This is a genomic window from Agrobacterium tumefaciens (genome assembly GCF_013337285.1).
In the GTDB taxonomy this organism is placed as follows: Bacteria; Pseudomonadota; Alphaproteobacteria; order Rhizobiales; family Rhizobiaceae; genus Agrobacterium; species Agrobacterium burrii.
Genome location: NZ_SUPW01000006.1, coordinates 15,287 through 31,050 on the forward strand (window position 1 = coordinate 15,287; position 15,764 = coordinate 31,050).

Sequence of the window (15,764 nt, forward strand, 5' to 3'; positions counted from 1 at the left end):
CTTATCATGAATACCGACCGTCTCCTGGGAGCGGCCGCACTCGCGGTCGCAGCATCGATGCTCGCCTTCGGCTATGGGCTTCAGGCACCGTTCGCATATGAACCTGTCGGTCCCCGGACCTTCCCGCTTCTGGCAGCGGCAGTGATCGCCATCTGCGGCATCATGTTGCTGCTGAAGCCCGGAGAGCCGGATCAGGCTCACAAGGCCGGGGCCGGCATGGTGATTGCTGCGCTTTCCGCGTCGCTGCTGGCTTATGCGGTTCTATTCCAGCCCCTCGGCTTCGTGATCTCGACAGCGATCTTCATGGTTCCGATTGCCATGATCTTCGGAGCCAAGTGGTGGCAGGGGGCTGTGACGGGAGTGGTTCTTGGCCTTGCTTCCTATCTTCTATTCGACCACGTTCTCGAGGTCGTTTTACCGGGCGGCCCGCTTGGAGGAATTATCTGATGGACACACTCGGCTATCTTGCCCATGGCTTTGGGGTTGCCCTGGCTCCCACCAATCTTCTTCTCGCAACCCTGGGGGCCATTGTCGGCACAATGGTCGGCGTCCTCCCGGGACTGGGTCCGATTAACGCCGTCGCCATGCTTGTCCCGGTCGTCTTCGCGCTTGGACTGCCGCCTGAAGGTTCTCTCATCCTCATGGCCGCCATCTATATCGGCTCCGAATACGGCGGCCGCATCAGCGCCATCCTGCTCAACGTCCCCGGTGAAGCTTCGGCCGTCATGACGGCGCTCGAAGGCTATCCGCTGGCGCGGCAGGGAAAGGCGGGAATTGCGCTCTCCCTGTCGGCCTGGACTTCCTTCGTCGGCTCGGCGATCGCGACATTCGGTATCGTGCTTGCCGCGCCCGTGCTTGCGCGTTGGGCGCTCGCCTTCGGACCGGTGGAATATGTCGCGTTGATGATCTTCGCCTTTTCCTGCCTGACGGGCCTGCTTACTGACCAGCCCGTGAAGGCGCTGCTGGCGATCATGCTCGGGCTCGCCATCTCGACGATCGGCATCGATGCAAATTCCGGCGTTTACAGATACACGTTCGGCTCGCCGAACCTTGCAGACGGCGTTCAGTTTGCGACCGTCGTCATCGGCCTCTTCGCCATCAGCGAACTGCTGATCATGCTGGACACGATGCACGGAGGCGCGTCGATCCGCATCGAGCAACTCGGCCGCAGTCTCTTCAACCGTGCTGAAATGCGCTTCACCAACATGGCGACGCTGCGCGGGTCGCTGATCGGCTTCTTCGTCGGCATCCTTCCGGGGGCAGGCGGCACTGTCGCCTCCGCTCTTGCCTATACAACCGAGAAGCGCGTCGTCGAAAAGAGCGACCCGGAAGGCAGCCGTTTCGGTGACGGTGACATCCGTGGCCTTGCGTCCGTCGAGGCCGCCAACAACAGCGCTTCGAACAGCAACTTCATTCCGATGCTGACATTGGGCATCCCGAGCTCGGGGACCACGGCGATCATGCTCGGTGTCCTCACCCTCTACAATCTCACGCCCGGGCCCGCCCTTTTCCGGTCGCAGCCCGACGTCGTATGGGGTCTCATCGCCTCGCTGTTCATCGGCAACATCATACTGCTTGCGATAAACATTCCGCTCGTCGGCCTGTTCGCGAAGATGCTGTCGGTTCCGGCGTGGGTCCTTGTCCCCTTCATCGTCGTGGTCAGTGCGATCGGCGTCTATTCGGGGAAATCGACGACATTCGACCTCGTCCTGATGGTCGCGCTCGGGGTCGGAGCCTATTTCCTTCGCCGCGTCGGCGTGCCGATGGCCCCCCTGATCCTGGGGCTGGTACTGGGCAAGATCCTCGAGCAAAGCCTTCGCAGAGCACTGTCCCTGTCGGCTGGCGATGTTTCCATCCTCTGGTCGAGCCCGATTTCCATCACGCTCTGGATCATGGCTGCAGGCGTTCTGCTGGTCCCCCTGCTGATGCCGAAATTCAGAAGCTGGCGCCACAAGACGATCGTCGAGACGGACTGAGAGAGGGGTTATCGCATGTCGTATCTTGTTCCTTCACACGATGAGGACGTGCCGTCAGGTCTTCGGCTGCGCCGGATGCTTGACGGCACCGAAATCGTCCGGATGCCTGGTGCCCATAACGGACTGGCTGCGCTGCAGGCAAAGGCTAGCGGTTTCCAGGCGCTTTATCTGTCCGGCGCGGCGGTTAGCGCATCCATGGGCATGCCTGATCTTGGGATACTGACCTTGGACGATGTGCTGTTCTTTACACGGCAGATCGTTCGGGCATCTGGGCTTCCACTGCTTGTGGATGGAGACACGGGCTTCGGCGAAGCGCTCAACGTCATGAACACCGTTCGTCGTCTTGAGGAGGCTGGTGCCGCGGCCATCCAGATCGAGGACCAGATCCTCCCGAAGAAGTGCGGGCATCTCAACGACAAGAAGCTGGCAACACCGCAGGATATGGCGGCCAAGGTCGCGGCCGCCGCCAAGGCTCGGCGCTCGCTGCTGATCGTCGCCCGCACGGATGCCGCCGCCGACGAAGGGATCGACAAGGCTATCGACCGGGCGAGGCTGTATGTCCGGGCTGGTGCCGACGCCATATTTCCGGAAGCGTTGAAGACCGAGGCGATGTTTTCGGAATTCGTATCGGCGATGGGAGACGTGCCGCTGCTCGCTAATATGACGGAATTCGGCCGCTCGCCGCTGATGACCGCGGACAGACTGGAAGCGCTTGGATACAAGATGGTTATTTGGCCAGTGTCGTCCTTGCGCGTAGCGAACAAGGCGCAGCAGGCACTATATGGAGAGATCAGCCGGACAGGGACGACCAGCGACATCCTTGACTCCATGCAGACAAGGGCCGAGCTCTACGATCTTATTGATCTCAATGGCTATGAAGCTCTTGACGCCAATATCGTGGCAACCAGACTTCCGTCCTGATCATCAGAGCCGATACGAGGAGACACCAGTGACCAGCGTGGATCTTAAAGCGGAGAGGACTATTGTCAGGCTGCTGGCGAGGTTCTTCCTCTCGTTCGACGACAAGGACTGGTGTCGTTTGGCAGACCCGGCATGCTGAACAATGGCCACACCTGCCAAGAGGGCAGGGCGTATAAGTTCGTCTTCACGCGAACGCTGCGTCGGCGTCGAATTCTGGCTCCGATATCCCCGGAAGTTACATCGCCAGACCGGCGCTTCAGAAACTCTCGGATTGCCTCGGCGCGTCGACACGCCTCGTCCCAAAGAGTTTCGTCAATCTCGTCTGGGAACTGAGCATCCATCCTGAAGCACCGCAGATTTCATCAACGAATTAGTGCCGGGCTAACTTGTTGAAAGTGTTGGGGCGGAATCTCACGATTAAATGCAAACCTACGTCAGTAACGTTGGGTGAGGGGGATGGCGGTTTCGAAAAAAGGGCTGGAAAAACAGGCCCCCGGCAATCAGTTCTTGCTGCAATATTTGCAGCAGAGCCGTTGAACGAACGTTCAGCGTTGGACCGAGGGCGCTGGCTTCGTATTCGCTATCATTGCTGTTTTGTCGGTCTTTACCCAAAAGAATCAATTCCAGAGGGTGGCGATCAATCCGTCTCCTCGCGACTTGAGCCGCCGCTGGCTAGATTACGGAAAGGTTGCCGAATGGTCACACCGTGGATTGGAGGGTAAGTTTTCACAGATTTACAACCGCCAAAGTTGTTGCGATGACGCAGCTTGATGCTATCTCTGCGTTAAGTTGAATCATCGAGGGGATGAGGTATGAAGAAGTTGGGGGCGGTTCTGCTGGTGGCTCTGCTGAGCGCATGTGCAAAACCATCTGACGGGCCGACCGCGGGCAATATCCGGTCGGCGACTTTCCCTCGAACCAACGAAAAAATACCCGTCATCGAACTGGCGAATGCGCCGGCGGCGACCGTATCCGCGACCAGCCTGCAAGGCGCTTCCGGCCCGGGGCTCACCGCGCTTCGCAACACCGGCTATAATGCCCAGAGATTGCGACGCGGGGATGTGGTCGACATCACCGTGCTGGATACGGGTGAGGACGGGCTTTTCTCGCCAACGCAGAGCAAGACCCTCAACCTTGGCCGCTTTACGGTGGACCAGAGTGGATCGGTCAATATTCCTTTTGTCGGCAAACAGAGGGTGGTGGATTCCACGCCCGAGGGGCTGCAGTCTCAGGTCGTCGCAGGACTCAAGGGTTCGGCCGTGAACCCGCAGGCTGTCGTCACCGTCGTCGATAAGCCGACGAGCGCCGTGATGCTCAGCGGTGCGGTGAAGAGCCCCGGAAAGATCACGCTCACCGCCCGTCAGGAGCGCGTGCTCGATGCGCTCAATCAGGCCGGCGGCCCGACTGTCGCTCCGGGCGCGGCAACGGTGACCGTGGTTCGTGGTTCGCAGAGGGCCAGCGCATCGCTTGATCGCGTCATGCGGGAAGACCGCCAGAATATCCGTCTTTCGCCGGATGATCAGATCATGATCGATGGCGATGCCGCAAGTTACACGGCGCTCGGCGCTTTCAAGAGCGCCGGTGAATTCCAGTTCGAAGCTGGAAAGCTGACCTTGGCGCAGGCTGTCGGTCGTGCCGGCGGGCTGCTGGATGACCGCGCCGATGCGCGCAATGTCTACGTCTTCCGCAACGAGATCATTCAGGTTCCGTCCACATCCGCGTCGGGTGCAAAAGGCCCGGTCGCGACCGCCACGACGATGCGGCCGGTGATCTACCACGTCAATATGCGCGATGCGTCGAGCATTGCGCTCATGCAACTGTTCCAGATGCAGAAGGGTGATGTGCTTTATGCCAGCAACGCCCCGCTGGTGGATTCGGCAAAGCTCTTGACCGTGTTCCAGAAGAGCGCGTCGACGGCGGCCGCGCCGCTGCCCGGCAGCGGCAACTGACAAGCGGCGCTACAAGAGCTGTAGCGCATCCATTGCCGATTGCGGACGCAAGGCGGGATCGTCATGGCAACAGGCATCGGCGAAATGCGCCAGCCTTTCCGTCGTCTGCGCTCCCGTTGTCGCCATGAGGCGTGAGGCAAGCCGCCCGACCGAAAATATATCCTGATTGGGATTTGCGGCAGCACCCCGCATCTGCTCCGGTGCTGCAAACCCCGTGGAGCCGGCGAATGCCATGCCCCGTTCCCCATGCCGTCGGCCAATCTCCAGCGCAATGCCGAAATCACCGAGCCTGCCGGTTTCGAAATCATCACCCCGCATAAGAATATTGGCAGACGTCACATCGCAATGAACGTATCCTTGCGCATGCATGGCGTTCAGCCCCTCCAGCGTGCGACGAAGGATCACCACTGCATTCTGCCCGGTGACCGGCACGGCGGATGCCCGCGACGCCAGTGAGTGCGGGAACCAGGGTTGCAGAAGGCCGGGGCGCCCGTCCGGCAGTCGCAGCAGCACGGAAGTTTCCACCAGACACGGGTGGCGCAGGGCCCATCCGATCCCGGCCTCGTCCCGCAGTCTTTGCAGCAGCGCCGCGTCGTCTCGCAATGCCGGCGGCACGGTTTTCAGGGCATGGAGGGAGCCGAGATCGCGGTGGCGCAATTGCAGCAGCAGCGTGGTGTCACTCTCATAGGCAATCCGCTCGACGGCGAAGCTGTCGGCGATCCAGTCGGGTTTTGCTGCGGAAAACTGCGAGACTTTCCGATCCAGTGCATTTCTGAGCTGATCGATCAGGTCTCTCTGTTCGTCATCGGGTCTCTCGCGCGTGCCGTCATGGCGAATGCTTTGCCACAGGTGCGAAAATCGCTCGCCCACCTGCGGATGGACCGGATTTCGGCCTTCCCGTTCACCCTTCTTCACGCCCGTTTCCAATCACGATGGCGCTGATATTCTCGCGCGCGTCTTCGATGAGCGCCTCTTGAATGAGGGCGTTGGCGCAGTCCTTGACCGGAGTGTCGCTGACGATTTCGGCGATCGTGCGCTCTTTCAGGATTTGTACCAGCGGGTAACTGCACAGAAGCAGCCTGTCGCGCGGGCTCCAGTCCTCATGGACGATATCCGGCCGGAACTGCTGGGAAAGCCCGACACATTGGGACAGCTGTTTTTTCATGCCGACGATGACGTGATCGCGGGAAAGTTGATGCATTGTCCCGTTTTTCAGGAGGTAGGCGCGCGCGTCACCGGACCACACGATGCTCAGCCCGTCGCCGATGATGTGGGCGATGACGAGGCTGGCCATGGGCCTGCCGTCGGCCCCTGCAATCTGCCGCGAGAGGAGAAGGCTGTTGACGGTGCCGAGCTTTCCCCTGATCTGCTGTGTCATCATCTCCGGGTTTGGGGCCGCCTGTATCTCCGCCAGAATGCTGGTGGCCAGACGTGCGGCCTCCACCGCGCCATGGGTATCGCCCTGTCCGTCGGCTATGGCGAAGAGGTCGGGGTTTCGTGAAACGAACAGCGAATCCGCATTGAGGGAAAACCGTGTTCCGGGATGGGTTGCATAGCTGTAGGTGACCGATGACGGGTGTTCGGCTGATGGTGCAGGCCGCGTTACCGCAGGCTTTTGGGGGGACGCGCCATCGCGCGACGGCGCCTGTGCGCGCGTGGCGCTCACCCCGTCTTCCTCGCCCTTTGCTCCTATCTCGCTGAACAGGCGCACGAAATCGGCCGCCTGCGGCTTGCCGTCGAATTTCAAACCGCGCGCGCGTCGGCTGAGAGGTTCGATATGCCACCAGAGGCTCGTCGGCGCGCGGCCGCGCATCGTCTCCGGGGCGTCGTCTTCTTCCCGTGGTTTTGGCAAGCGGAGTTTCTTGACCGCGGCGTTGAAGCGGGACATATCGAAATCACCCGCCATGGATGTCTCGGCCAGCGCTTCGGCAGCCATGAACCAGGTATCGTCCAGATAAAGCGTTCTTGGATGTCGTCTGAAGCCGTTGAGCTGGGCGATGATGGCGAGGGGATATTTGCGCCCCACCCGGTCCGTACTGGGTACCAGGACACCCGCATAGGCGCAGTTTCCCCATATGCCCCTCTCGATGATGAAGCGTATGGGCGGCGATGACGAGAATATTGTTGGCCAGCGGCCGGAGAACATTTCAGCGCAGGCATGCAGGCCGGACCGCATCCAGTCGTCAAAGGTGCCGATCAATTCCCGTTCAAGACCGTCGGAGATGAAATCGCCATGGCTGGGAACCTTGCCGAAAAAACCGATGCGATCGCTTTCCGCAGCGGTTTCCGCGGGTCTCGATGCTTGATTGGCCATCAGACGGAAATGACCGCTGAGTTTGCCGTTATCGCTACAATCATGAATCCCCTCCGTTGCAAATCCATATCTCGCCTGCCGTCAAAATTGCTGAGGGCAGGTGAAGCTGGACATCGCCTCCAGCCTGAATGGATTGAGAACCGACCCGAACTGAATATCGAATTCGGCCCTCTGGCCGCCATTCTCAAACCGTACCCGCAAAAGATCACCGGACTGGCTTTCGATATTCGCACCGTCGAACAGGCGGAATGGCGACCAGTCGCCGTTTTCGGTTTTCGCCTGCTGCCAGCCGCCCGGCTGGAAAGCGATGCGGGACAGGCGGGCCGTGTTCTCCCGGGATGGCCAGGTGATCGATTTCGCCTGTATCGGCCCGTGATAATAGACGACCCGTTCCCCCTCGATCTCCAGCATCACAGCAGTTGAGGCATTGGAGAGCGAAACGGGTTTGACATTGATCGCGACCGCCGGCGTCTCGCTGCCATTCGGAAAAAAGGCGCGAGAAATCCTGTCGGCATTTTCGAACTGGGCGATGGCGCTGCTGGGAATGCCGGCGGCGCCAAAGGTGCCTTTCCAGCTCCAGGGGGTCGTCGTCTTGTCGACGAAAGGCTCCATGCGCTGCTTGAAGAAGGTCTGGAAAACCCCGGTCGGGCCGAACAGGCGTGTGAAATCCGCGATCGCGACATCGCGGGAAGACGACCTGTCGAACGGATAACGGCCGGTCACGATCGAAGAGCACAGGGACGCTGAATCGGCCGCCCAGAGTTCGGCGATGCGGCCGCGGGCGGATTTCACCGCAAGCGAGCCGACATCCGCGGCCACGCCCGCCCCCCACACATCAAGCGGTGCCGGCAAATCGCGGGCCTGCTGCAACAGATCCTGATTGGCCTTGGTCAGCTGACTGTCGACATCGAACACCCTGGCGACCTCGTCGGAGGTGGTTGCCGAGCGGGCGAGCTGCTCGTTCAGCATCTTGAAATTCGCAAGCAGCTGCTCTGATGGAGAGGCCGCGCCCTTGCCCGCACTGGTTTCTCCGCCTGCCGGGGGTGCGCCGCTTTTGGCTGCCAGCATATCCCGCAATCTCGCATAGGGGTCTGCGGTATTGACGGTGGCAGCAAGGACGGCTGCGGTCGTGTCGCCTTCGGCGGCGGAAGCGAGGGTCGCAGGGTTGGCCCCGACATCGGGGCGAAGATCGGTCGCATCCGCGATCGATTTCGCAGCCTCCGCCAGAATGTTTCGCTCATTGGCAAGCGTTCGGGTTGTTTCCACCGCGTCGCCCAGCGTTTGGGACGGTTTGACCCTGAGATCGGTGAGGGTGTCGGTCCATTTTTTCTCGAACCGGTCGAAATAGATTTGCAGCGCGGCCTGCGCCACCTGTTCGACCGTTGCGCCGCGGATCGGATCGTCGGAACCGCGCACCCACCCTTCCGAAAGCGCGATACGCGCCGCGTTGGCGACCTGCGGAATGACGACGCTGCGATACCCTTGCGCGGTGAAAAGGCCTTCGATGCCATCCGCCATCGGCGCTTTGCTGCGGCGTTCGAAGGCGCGTTCTCCGAGCGGGCCGAAGGCCGTCGCCGGTGTCCATTCCATCAATTCCTGCGCCTGCGGAAGGCCGGCGAGAATATCATAGGCGCGCGTGCCGATCGCCTGATCGCGGATCGTGTCGCGTGCGGTGGCGATAAGCCGCGCGTCAAGTTCGATCGGGGCGAGAACGCCGTCCGCCAGCGCCCTTGCGTGCTGGTCGAGAGCTTCTCTGGCCGCCGCCCTGCCGTCACCGGGATAAAGCGATGCAAACATCTGATGCGTCTGCGTGGTCAGGAAGTCCCGGTCCAGTGCACCCATTCCGCCGAGCATTCCATAGAGCTTCAGCGAATTGAACGTGCGGGTGACATCCTTTTCGTCTTTGAGCTGTTTTTGCAGCTGCACGATCATGCGCGGCAGGAGAAGGGCATTGAGCGCACGCTGATAGGCATCGCGCTGCCGCCCGGCAATCTTGTCTTCCTGATCGAGACCGAAGCTGACATTCCACACTCTTTCCCGGACAAAGCCGGAATTGACGCCGCGCAGATTGTCGAGTGCCGGAAGGATGCGCAGGAAGTCGGCGTCCGAGACATCACGCACGGGAATGCCCTGAACGAGCTGTTCATAAGCGCCGAGTTTGCGATCGGCCTCCGCCAGCGCCTGCGTATTGGCGAAATAGGTGAATATCCAGCCGGTGAAGACGACGGCGACCGCCACGGTGCAGGCCGCATAGGCAATGCGCCGGACAAGCAGTTGCCGCCCTGAAAGGCGTTTGTCGCGTGTCACCAGCGCGGCCTCGGGGAAGATGACATCCTGGAAGAGCCGCGACAGGAAGTAGCTTCGGCGGGCCTTCGGCGCACTGACGGGCCTATCCGTTTCCGGCTGGGTTCCCGAAGCGAGATAGACGCCGCGCAAAAGCGGCGCTTCGATGAGAGGCGAGCTTGCGCAAAGCTCGCTCAAGGCCTCATGCAACCGGTCTTTCAGCCGTGCGAGTTCTGCCGGAAAACGGAAGATGCGACCGCGTATCTCCGCATTCTGTTCCTGCTGCAGGCGCTCGATCAACATCGCGTCGACCCGCTGTTGCAGCAGTTCGAATTCCTCCGTCAGCCGTTGCGGCAGGTCCTTGGCGGCATAGCTCTCATCCAGCTTGAAGGTCGTGCCCCACACCTGCTGGCGATCGGTCTTGTTGAAGCTGTCGAAGAATTCCACGAAACCGTGCAGCAGGTCGGCCTTTGTCAACACGATATAGACCGGCACGCGCGCGTGCAGATATTCATCCAGTTCCGAAAGCCGCTGACGGATGGAGCGCAGTTCCTGCCGCTGTTCCTCGGGATCGCGGGTCAGGAGATCGGGGATGGACAAGGTCACCAGCGCGCCGTTGATCGGTTGCGAACGGCGATATCGTCTCAGAAGGCCAAGGAAACCCTCCCAGCCCGCTTTCGAGGAGCCGTCGAGATCATCCTGGATGGTATAGCGGCCGGCGGTATCGATCAATATCGCCTCGTCGGCGAACCACCAGTTGCAGTTGCGCGTGCCGCCGATGCCTTTCACCGCATTTTCGCCAAGCGCATCGCCAAGCGGAAATTGCAGGCCGGAATTGGTCAGCGCCGTGGTCTTGCCGGAGCCCGGTGCACCGAAGATCACGTACCACGGCAGGTCGTATATATAACCGAACCGTTTTTTCGTGACCCGCCGCAACAGCGCCAGCGCTTCCTTCAGACGCGTCTGGATTTCACCTATTTCGGCCTGACGGTTGGCGAGAGCCTCCCGCTCGATGCTGTCGACGAGTTCCTTGTCCTGCTTGCGGCCGCGATAAATCGTGACGACGATATAAACAAGCCAGATCGCCAGAATGATGCCGATGGCGATAAGCCGCGATTGCGTCGTTCCCAGCGGCTTGAAATCGCCCAGTGCGACCAGATAGCCGTAGAACCAGATGACGACGCAAAGCGCGATCACCCATAACAGCGACAGGAAGCGACGTCCCACAAGGGCGGCATAGCTTTCGACATAGGAACGGATCGTATAAAAATAACTCAGCGGATTCATGGGCTGGCCTCTCCCGGTTGCTGTCCCGAACTGTTCTCAATGGTCGGCGAGAGAATGCCGGCGTCGCTCAATTTTTCATCGGGGTTGGTCAGGACCATGATCTCGGTTCTGCGGTTCGTCTCGCGGCCTTCCTGCGTCTTGTTGTCGGCAATGGGATCGCTGTCGGCGCGCCCTTCGGTCAGGATTGCTTCAGGGCCGGCAAATTGCGAGAGAATGGCTCCGACTGCTTTCGCCCGCGCTTCGGAAAGATGCCAGTTGGAAGGAAATTCCACGGTTTTGATCGGCACATTGTCGGTATAGCCAATGACGACGGCGCGGAATTTTTCAGCGGCGAGCGCGCCGCCGATACGCTGGATCAGATCGCGGAATTGCGGGCTGACCTCGGCGCTGCCGGTGGCGAAAAGGCCGGAATTGTTGATGCGTACGCGTAGCCGCCCGTTCACATCCGCCAGCGTGACCAGCTTCTTCTCGACTTCCGGCTGAAGGAAGGCCATCAGCTTTTCAAGCCGCGAGGGTTGCCTTGGCTCCACGATTTTCGGTGGTTCGACAACCTTCGGGACTTCGGTTTTCACCGGTGGCGGCGGGGGGTTCGCGATCAGCACGCTCGGCGTTTCCGTCGGCGGCAGATGCGCCAGCCTTTCGAAAGTGACATCGGATGCGTTGTTGAGCGACAGCGTAAAGAAAAGATAGCCAAGCGCGAAGGCAAGCGCCATCAGCGACAGCAACGTCCAGAGTGCGGCCATCGTCCGCAACGGCGTATGCCGGGCCTCGACACCTTTCCAGTGTGGTGAAAGCTCCCGTTCGAAGGCGCCGTATTGGCCGATCAGCGTCTTGTAGAGACTGTCGCGGATACGCGAAAGCTCCAATGCGCCTTTCGGAGAAACGCGGGTGCGTCCTTCGAAAGCCAGCGACAGGCACAGATAGATCAGCAGCAGCAGATCCTTGTTGGCGCCGGGCGACTGGTGAAAATGGTCGAGAATGTCGAAAACCCGGTCGCCGCCGGTGACATCGTTGTGGAAGGTGGACACCAGACCGGAGCGCGCCCAGCCTGCGCGCACGCCCCAGGGCTTGCTGAGAACGACATCATCCACCGTCGCGCAGACGACATAATGCGCCGCCCGTGCACGTTCGGCGCTGATGCGGGCGGAAGCGAGATCGCGCTCGTAGCGGGTGATCGCTTCAAGGCAGGCGCGGCGAAGATGATCCGGGTCCGGTTCGGCATCGCTGAAGCGCAACAGATGCGCGAGATTGAGAAGGGGGGCTGCGGATTGCACAAGCGTCGGCACATCGTCGCCACCGAAGCGGAAACCGGAAAGCAGTTCGTCAACCGGCATGGCGGCCGCGCTGCCCCTGGCCCGCCCAGCCGGCTCGTCGGTCTCGATGATGTCTTCGAGGATCGTCGCCATGTTGCGGGCGTTCTGGTTGCGGCGGCGGCTCTCCTCGGTGATTTCGACCACCGTGGGTAAATCCTGCCAGGAGGAAGGCTTTTCATTGCTCATTCGCGTAACGCCCACATTTCCATCTCAAGTCCGGGAAATTCGCCCGCCAGATGCAGGGCGATGGCGCCGGAGGTCTCGAGCTGTTTCCAAAGCGGTGATGTCGTGTCGATTTCGAAATAGATGGTGCCGGATCGATAGGGCAGCTGCCGCGGCAGAACGGGCAAGGAGCGCACGGGAATGCCCGGCAGCGCCACGTTGACCAGTTCCGAAATCCGCTCGACCGGCCCGACCTTGATCTGTGCGGGCAGCCTGCGGCGAATGTCTTCGGCGGCCATATCCGCGCGCACGGCGAGCACGAAACCGGCATCGCGCAGCAGGGTGCGATCGTGAATGGTGCCGACGCGGACGCCGTGACGGCGCTCCACCAGTTCGATGGCCACCGCCGCCTGCTCCAGAACCGCTGAAAGCGAGGTGCGCAGATCGTCGAAAACCGCGCCGAAGGTGGCTTTCAGATCGTCATGCCGATAGGGCGGAAAATCCGTCGCGCGTTTTTTGTCCGTCGTGAAAGTGGCAAGCTCGCCGGCAAGCTGGATGCAGTCTTCGTAAAAGCGGATGGGATGAAAACGCGTGGCGTTGGCGCCGCGATGCGCCAGCAGCGGATCGGCCCGGTTGAGAATCTGCAGCAGGAAATAATCGCCGACTTCCGCGGTTCCCCTGATCGTCGGGTCGCCGATGCGCTCCGCGATTGCCTGGGCGCGATGGCGCACGATCCCAAGAAGCTCGGTCATCAATTCGTTGAGACGTGGAGCGGCCGCGCAAGTGAGGCTGGGTGGAATGAAATCCGGATCGAGAATGACCGCCCGGTCGGACCGGACCTCGATCACCCGTGCGAGACCGATGAGATCGTAACCGGAGAGATCGTCGCCGGTCTTGAGGAATTTCAAGCTCAAACGGCCAACATCGATCGGCGCCACGAAGTCCGTTTCGATGTTGGTATCCGTGACTTCATAGGTGGAGGCGGTGAAGCGCACGTTGTTCGTGTCGTTCCGGCCTGTTGCGGACATGTCCGCCTTGCCGGGCTGCCGGGCGGGCAGGGCCAGGTAGATGACGGCGTTCTTGACGCTGTCATCAAGATCGAGCGGCGGCGGCAGATCGGAATCTTCAGGCGCTTCGAAGGGTGTACCGTCAGGCAGGACGCCGCGCAGGTTCGAAAGGGCGAATTGCCCGATGGAGAGCGCGCTGCGATCCAGACCGATCTCGGCAATCCCCCAGGGGTAGGGGGAAAGGTTGCGCGTGGTATTGCGCACCAGGCGTTCGGTCCAGCGGTCGGATTGCTGGAAATGTTGAACGCGCAGAAACATGCCCTCGCTCCAGGCAACACGGTTTTCATGTCTCATCGTTGTTGTTTACCCCCTTGGCATCGGTCGCAATCACGTCATGCTCCGGCGCGGTGTTTGCGCGCGCCGCCCGTTGCAGAAACTGCCTGACCGGCAATTGACGACCGTTTTCTTCGAATTGTTTTTTGTAGGCGGACCAGTAATCAGTCTTGGTGATCAGCGCCTGCCAGTCCTTGCGCCCGATTTTCGAGCGAATGTCGTTGCCCGCATCGACCGAGGCCTCCAGAAGCCTGGGCTCGAGTTTTTGCGTGCAGGTGTGGATGAGCGTTTCGAGAGACGCGGCCAGACGGCGCTGCTGATGAACGAGCTTTTCCATACGCTCGCTCAATGATGCGTGCGGCCCTGCGGAAACCTGATCGCCTTCGATGCCGAGAATGGCGAGACAATCGGTGCTTTCCCTTTCCAATACGGCCAGAAGGCCGGCGATCTCCGCCTGCGCCGTGGAGACGCCCGCAGGCGATGTCTCCCGCGTGTCCGGGGCTCCGCTTCCATCCGGGAAAACGCTGTCGAAATCCTCTGCCTGCGGCATCACCGCCGGACGTGCGATCATGACAGGCGTGTTCAGTGCATCGGTGTGCTCGTGCTCGCTGCTTGCAACCGGCTCGTCGTCCCAGTCTTCCGGGAGAACAGAGTCCAGTCCGCCCGCCGAGGGGGGAGCGTTCCAGCCGATCTCGACATTTCGCGAGATGAATCTGGCTTTCCGGCCGGAGCTGTCGCGGTGGGTTTCGGGCCAGTCGTCGAGGGATATGGTGTTGCCCAGCACACCGCCCGCCGAGCGGCCGTTGGGCGCGATATCCGCAAGGATCGCCGAAATGGTCAGGGGCTCGTCACTCATGCGCAACGATGCGTCCGGATCGCTGAAATCCAGCTCGGCATCGCCGCTGATGGTGACCTGAAAAATCTCCCCGCCGATATTGATCTGCGAACCGTCCCTGAGGCGCGCGCTTTCACCTTCCAGCAGCAGGCGGCCGTCAACCAGCGTGCCGTTTGCGCTCTGGTCAAGAATGGTGAAGCCTTCACCGTCGCGGCTGAGGGTGCAGTGCAGCTTGGAAACGCGCCTCTGATTATCGTCGATCTGCCAGTCGCAATCCTGTGACCGGCCAATCACGCGGCGGCCCCGCTCGAAACTCCACGGGGTGGATCTTGCGGACCGGTTGTTTTTTGTGTCCTTGAGCGCCAGCTTCATATCCATGCCTCACGCGGAAATCGCCGAGCCTTCCCGCTCGGTCACTATGGCGTCGGTGCTGTCTTTTTGTGCGGACGCCACGCGGGCCCAGCTGTTCCAGCCAAGACGGGCGGGAGCATCGAGCTGGCCCAGCCGGCAGAAGGGAATGTCTTCCTTTTTCAGGATCACCTGCACATCGAAATCGAGCGCGCTTCCGACAAACAGCCGCGTCAGCGAAAATATCTCTGCCAGCCGTTTCGATCCGGGCGTCAGCGCCAGATAATCCGCATAGGCAACCGGACCGATGACGACCCGGAAACCGCCGCTCATATCCTCTACGGCGCTTCCCGCCGTCGTGTTCTGCCCCAGCCGAAGCCCGGATGCCTGCCCGAGCTGGCTCTGCTCGTGAAGCGGCAGGGGTACCCATCGCCTGCGGAACTGTTCAATGGCGACGGGAAGCCCGGTGAATTCGCAAAGCACGGAGGTCAGGGCAGAGACATTGCGATTGCGGCTGGCCAGAAACCCGCTGAAACGCAGAAGCGCATCTTCGCTCACGCCGGCCTTCCGCGTCAGGCCGGCGGTGCGGAACCCGATGAGGGCCAGCAAGGTCTTGCGGAAACCGTTGCTCTTGTGCTGGTCTGACCAGCGCAATGCCCTTGCGAGGCGATATTTTTCCGTCGCCGATACAAAAAGCTCGCTGAACCTTGCGGCAAACAGGTTGAAGAAGCTCGTCAGCGCGCCGGAGCGGTTGCGCTCTTCCCGCTGCAGCAATTCGCCGTAAGCTGGCGGCAGCGACCCGAGCGGCCCGACAATCGGCGCGAATGCGGATTTCAGTTCGGCAGCACCGTGTTTGCGGCCGAAGCCGCTGACCGCCAGCGCCGTGGGCTGCACGCCGCCATGCGCCGCAATCGTCAGCCCGTCATCCGACACGTGCTGGGCAACGCGAAAAGCGGTGGCCGGTTCGAAGCGACCGGGATCGGTGCCGAGAAGCGCGGCCTGTTGATCTTTCATGTCCGGCGTTTGCAATCCCATC

Annotated in this window: 11 protein-coding genes; 4 read left to right on the plus strand and 7 right to left on the minus strand. The window is 61.1% G+C overall.

The features are described from left to right. The first annotated feature begins 6 nt into the window (after positions 1-6). The 4 genes from FCH38_RS16455 to FCH38_RS16470 all read left to right on the plus strand — a co-directional run bounded on the left by FCH38_RS16455 (position 7) and on the right by FCH38_RS16470 (position 4,846). Entirely contained in the window at positions 7-447 is a 441-nt protein-coding gene (locus FCH38_RS16455; protein ID WP_174374396.1) for a tripartite tricarboxylate transporter TctB family protein, read from the plus strand. Further along, entirely contained in the window at positions 447-1,976 is a 1,530-nt protein-coding gene (locus FCH38_RS16460; protein WP_174374397.1) for a tripartite tricarboxylate transporter permease, read from the plus strand. Before FCH38_RS16455 ends, FCH38_RS16460 begins: the two co-directional genes overlap by 1 nt. A 15-nt stretch (positions 1,977-1,991) precedes the next feature. Beyond that, a complete protein-coding gene (prpB, locus tag FCH38_RS16465; RefSeq protein ID WP_174374398.1) occupies positions 1,992-2,897 on the plus strand; it encodes a methylisocitrate lyase in 906 nt (301 codons plus the stop codon). 812 nt (positions 2,898-3,709) lie between these two features. Further along, a complete protein-coding gene (locus tag FCH38_RS16470; RefSeq protein WP_174374399.1) occupies positions 3,710-4,846 on the plus strand; it encodes a polysaccharide biosynthesis/export family protein in 1,137 nt (378 codons plus the stop codon). A 9-nt stretch (positions 4,847-4,855) separates the two neighbouring features. Here the strand turns inward: FCH38_RS16470 and FCH38_RS16475 are convergent, their stop codons facing one another. The 7 genes from FCH38_RS16475 to tssG form a co-directional block, all read right to left on the minus strand. Then, positions 4,856-5,761: a protein kinase domain-containing protein gene (locus FCH38_RS16475; RefSeq protein ID WP_174374400.1), complete on the minus strand. Its 906-nt coding sequence runs from the start codon at positions 5,759-5,761 to the stop codon at positions 4,856-4,858. Next, the gene (gene tagF, locus FCH38_RS16480) at positions 5,748-7,160 is read right to left on the minus strand and encodes a type VI secretion system-associated protein TagF (RefSeq protein WP_153517085.1); all 1,413 of its coding nucleotides are present in this window, start codon (positions 7,158-7,160) and stop codon (positions 5,748-5,750) included. The genes FCH38_RS16475 and tagF overlap by 14 nt, the downstream gene beginning before the upstream one ends. 81 nt (positions 7,161-7,241) lie before the next feature. Further along, positions 7,242-10,730 (minus strand): type VI secretion system membrane subunit TssM, encoded by a 3,489-nt coding sequence (tssM, locus tag FCH38_RS16485; RefSeq protein ID WP_174374401.1) that lies wholly within the window; start codon positions 10,728-10,730, stop codon positions 7,242-7,244. Continuing rightward, positions 10,727-12,229, minus strand: a complete 1,503-nt coding sequence (gene tssL / locus FCH38_RS16490) for a type VI secretion system protein TssL, long form (RefSeq protein WP_174374402.1) — start codon at positions 12,227-12,229, stop codon at positions 10,727-10,729. Before tssL ends, tssM begins: the two co-directional genes overlap by 4 nt. Continuing rightward, positions 12,226-13,566 carry a type VI secretion system baseplate subunit TssK gene (gene tssK, locus FCH38_RS16495; protein ID WP_149900654.1) on the minus strand — a complete coding sequence of 447 codons (1,341 nt, stop codon included), beginning with the start codon at positions 13,564-13,566 and terminating at the stop codon, positions 12,226-12,228. Before tssK ends, tssL begins: the two co-directional genes overlap by 4 nt. After that, positions 13,556-14,758 (minus strand): type VI secretion system-associated FHA domain protein, encoded by a 1,203-nt coding sequence (locus FCH38_RS16500; RefSeq protein WP_174374403.1) that lies wholly within the window; start codon positions 14,756-14,758, stop codon positions 13,556-13,558. Before FCH38_RS16500 ends, tssK begins: the two co-directional genes overlap by 11 nt. Before the next feature lie 3 nt (positions 14,759-14,761). Continuing rightward, positions 14,762-15,763, minus strand: coding sequence for a type VI secretion system baseplate subunit TssG (gene tssG / locus FCH38_RS16505; RefSeq protein WP_174374404.1), 1,002 nt, complete (start codon positions 15,761-15,763; stop codon positions 14,762-14,764). Position 15,764: the final 1 nt, after the last annotated feature.

Coding starts and splice junctions, on each gene's coding strand:
- tssL (WP_174374402.1), bottom strand. CDS start 12,229: ATGAGCAATGAAAAGCCTTCCTCCTGGCAGGATTTACCCACGGTGGTC.
- prpB (WP_174374398.1), top strand. CDS start 1,992: ATGTCGTATCTTGTTCCTTCACACGATGAGGACGTGCCGTCAGGTCTT.
- FCH38_RS16470 (WP_174374399.1), top strand. CDS start 3,710: ATGAAGAAGTTGGGGGCGGTTCTGCTGGTGGCTCTGCTGAGCGCATGT.
- FCH38_RS16460 (WP_174374397.1), top strand. CDS start 447: ATGGACACACTCGGCTATCTTGCCCATGGCTTTGGGGTTGCCCTGGCT.
- FCH38_RS16500 (WP_174374403.1), bottom strand. CDS start 14,758: ATGGATATGAAGCTGGCGCTCAAGGACACAAAAAACAACCGGTCCGCA.
- tagF (WP_153517085.1), bottom strand. CDS start 7,160: ATGGCCAATCAAGCATCGAGACCCGCGGAAACCGCTGCGGAAAGCGAT.
- tssG (WP_174374404.1), bottom strand. CDS start 15,763: ATGGGATTGCAAACGCCGGACATGAAAGATCAACAGGCCGCGCTTCTC.
- tssK (WP_149900654.1), bottom strand. CDS start 13,566: ATGAGACATGAAAACCGTGTTGCCTGGAGCGAGGGCATGTTTCTGCGC.
- tssM (WP_174374401.1), bottom strand. CDS start 10,730: ATGAATCCGCTGAGTTATTTTTATACGATCCGTTCCTATGTCGAAAGC.
- FCH38_RS16455 (WP_174374396.1), top strand. CDS start 7: ATGAATACCGACCGTCTCCTGGGAGCGGCCGCACTCGCGGTCGCAGCA.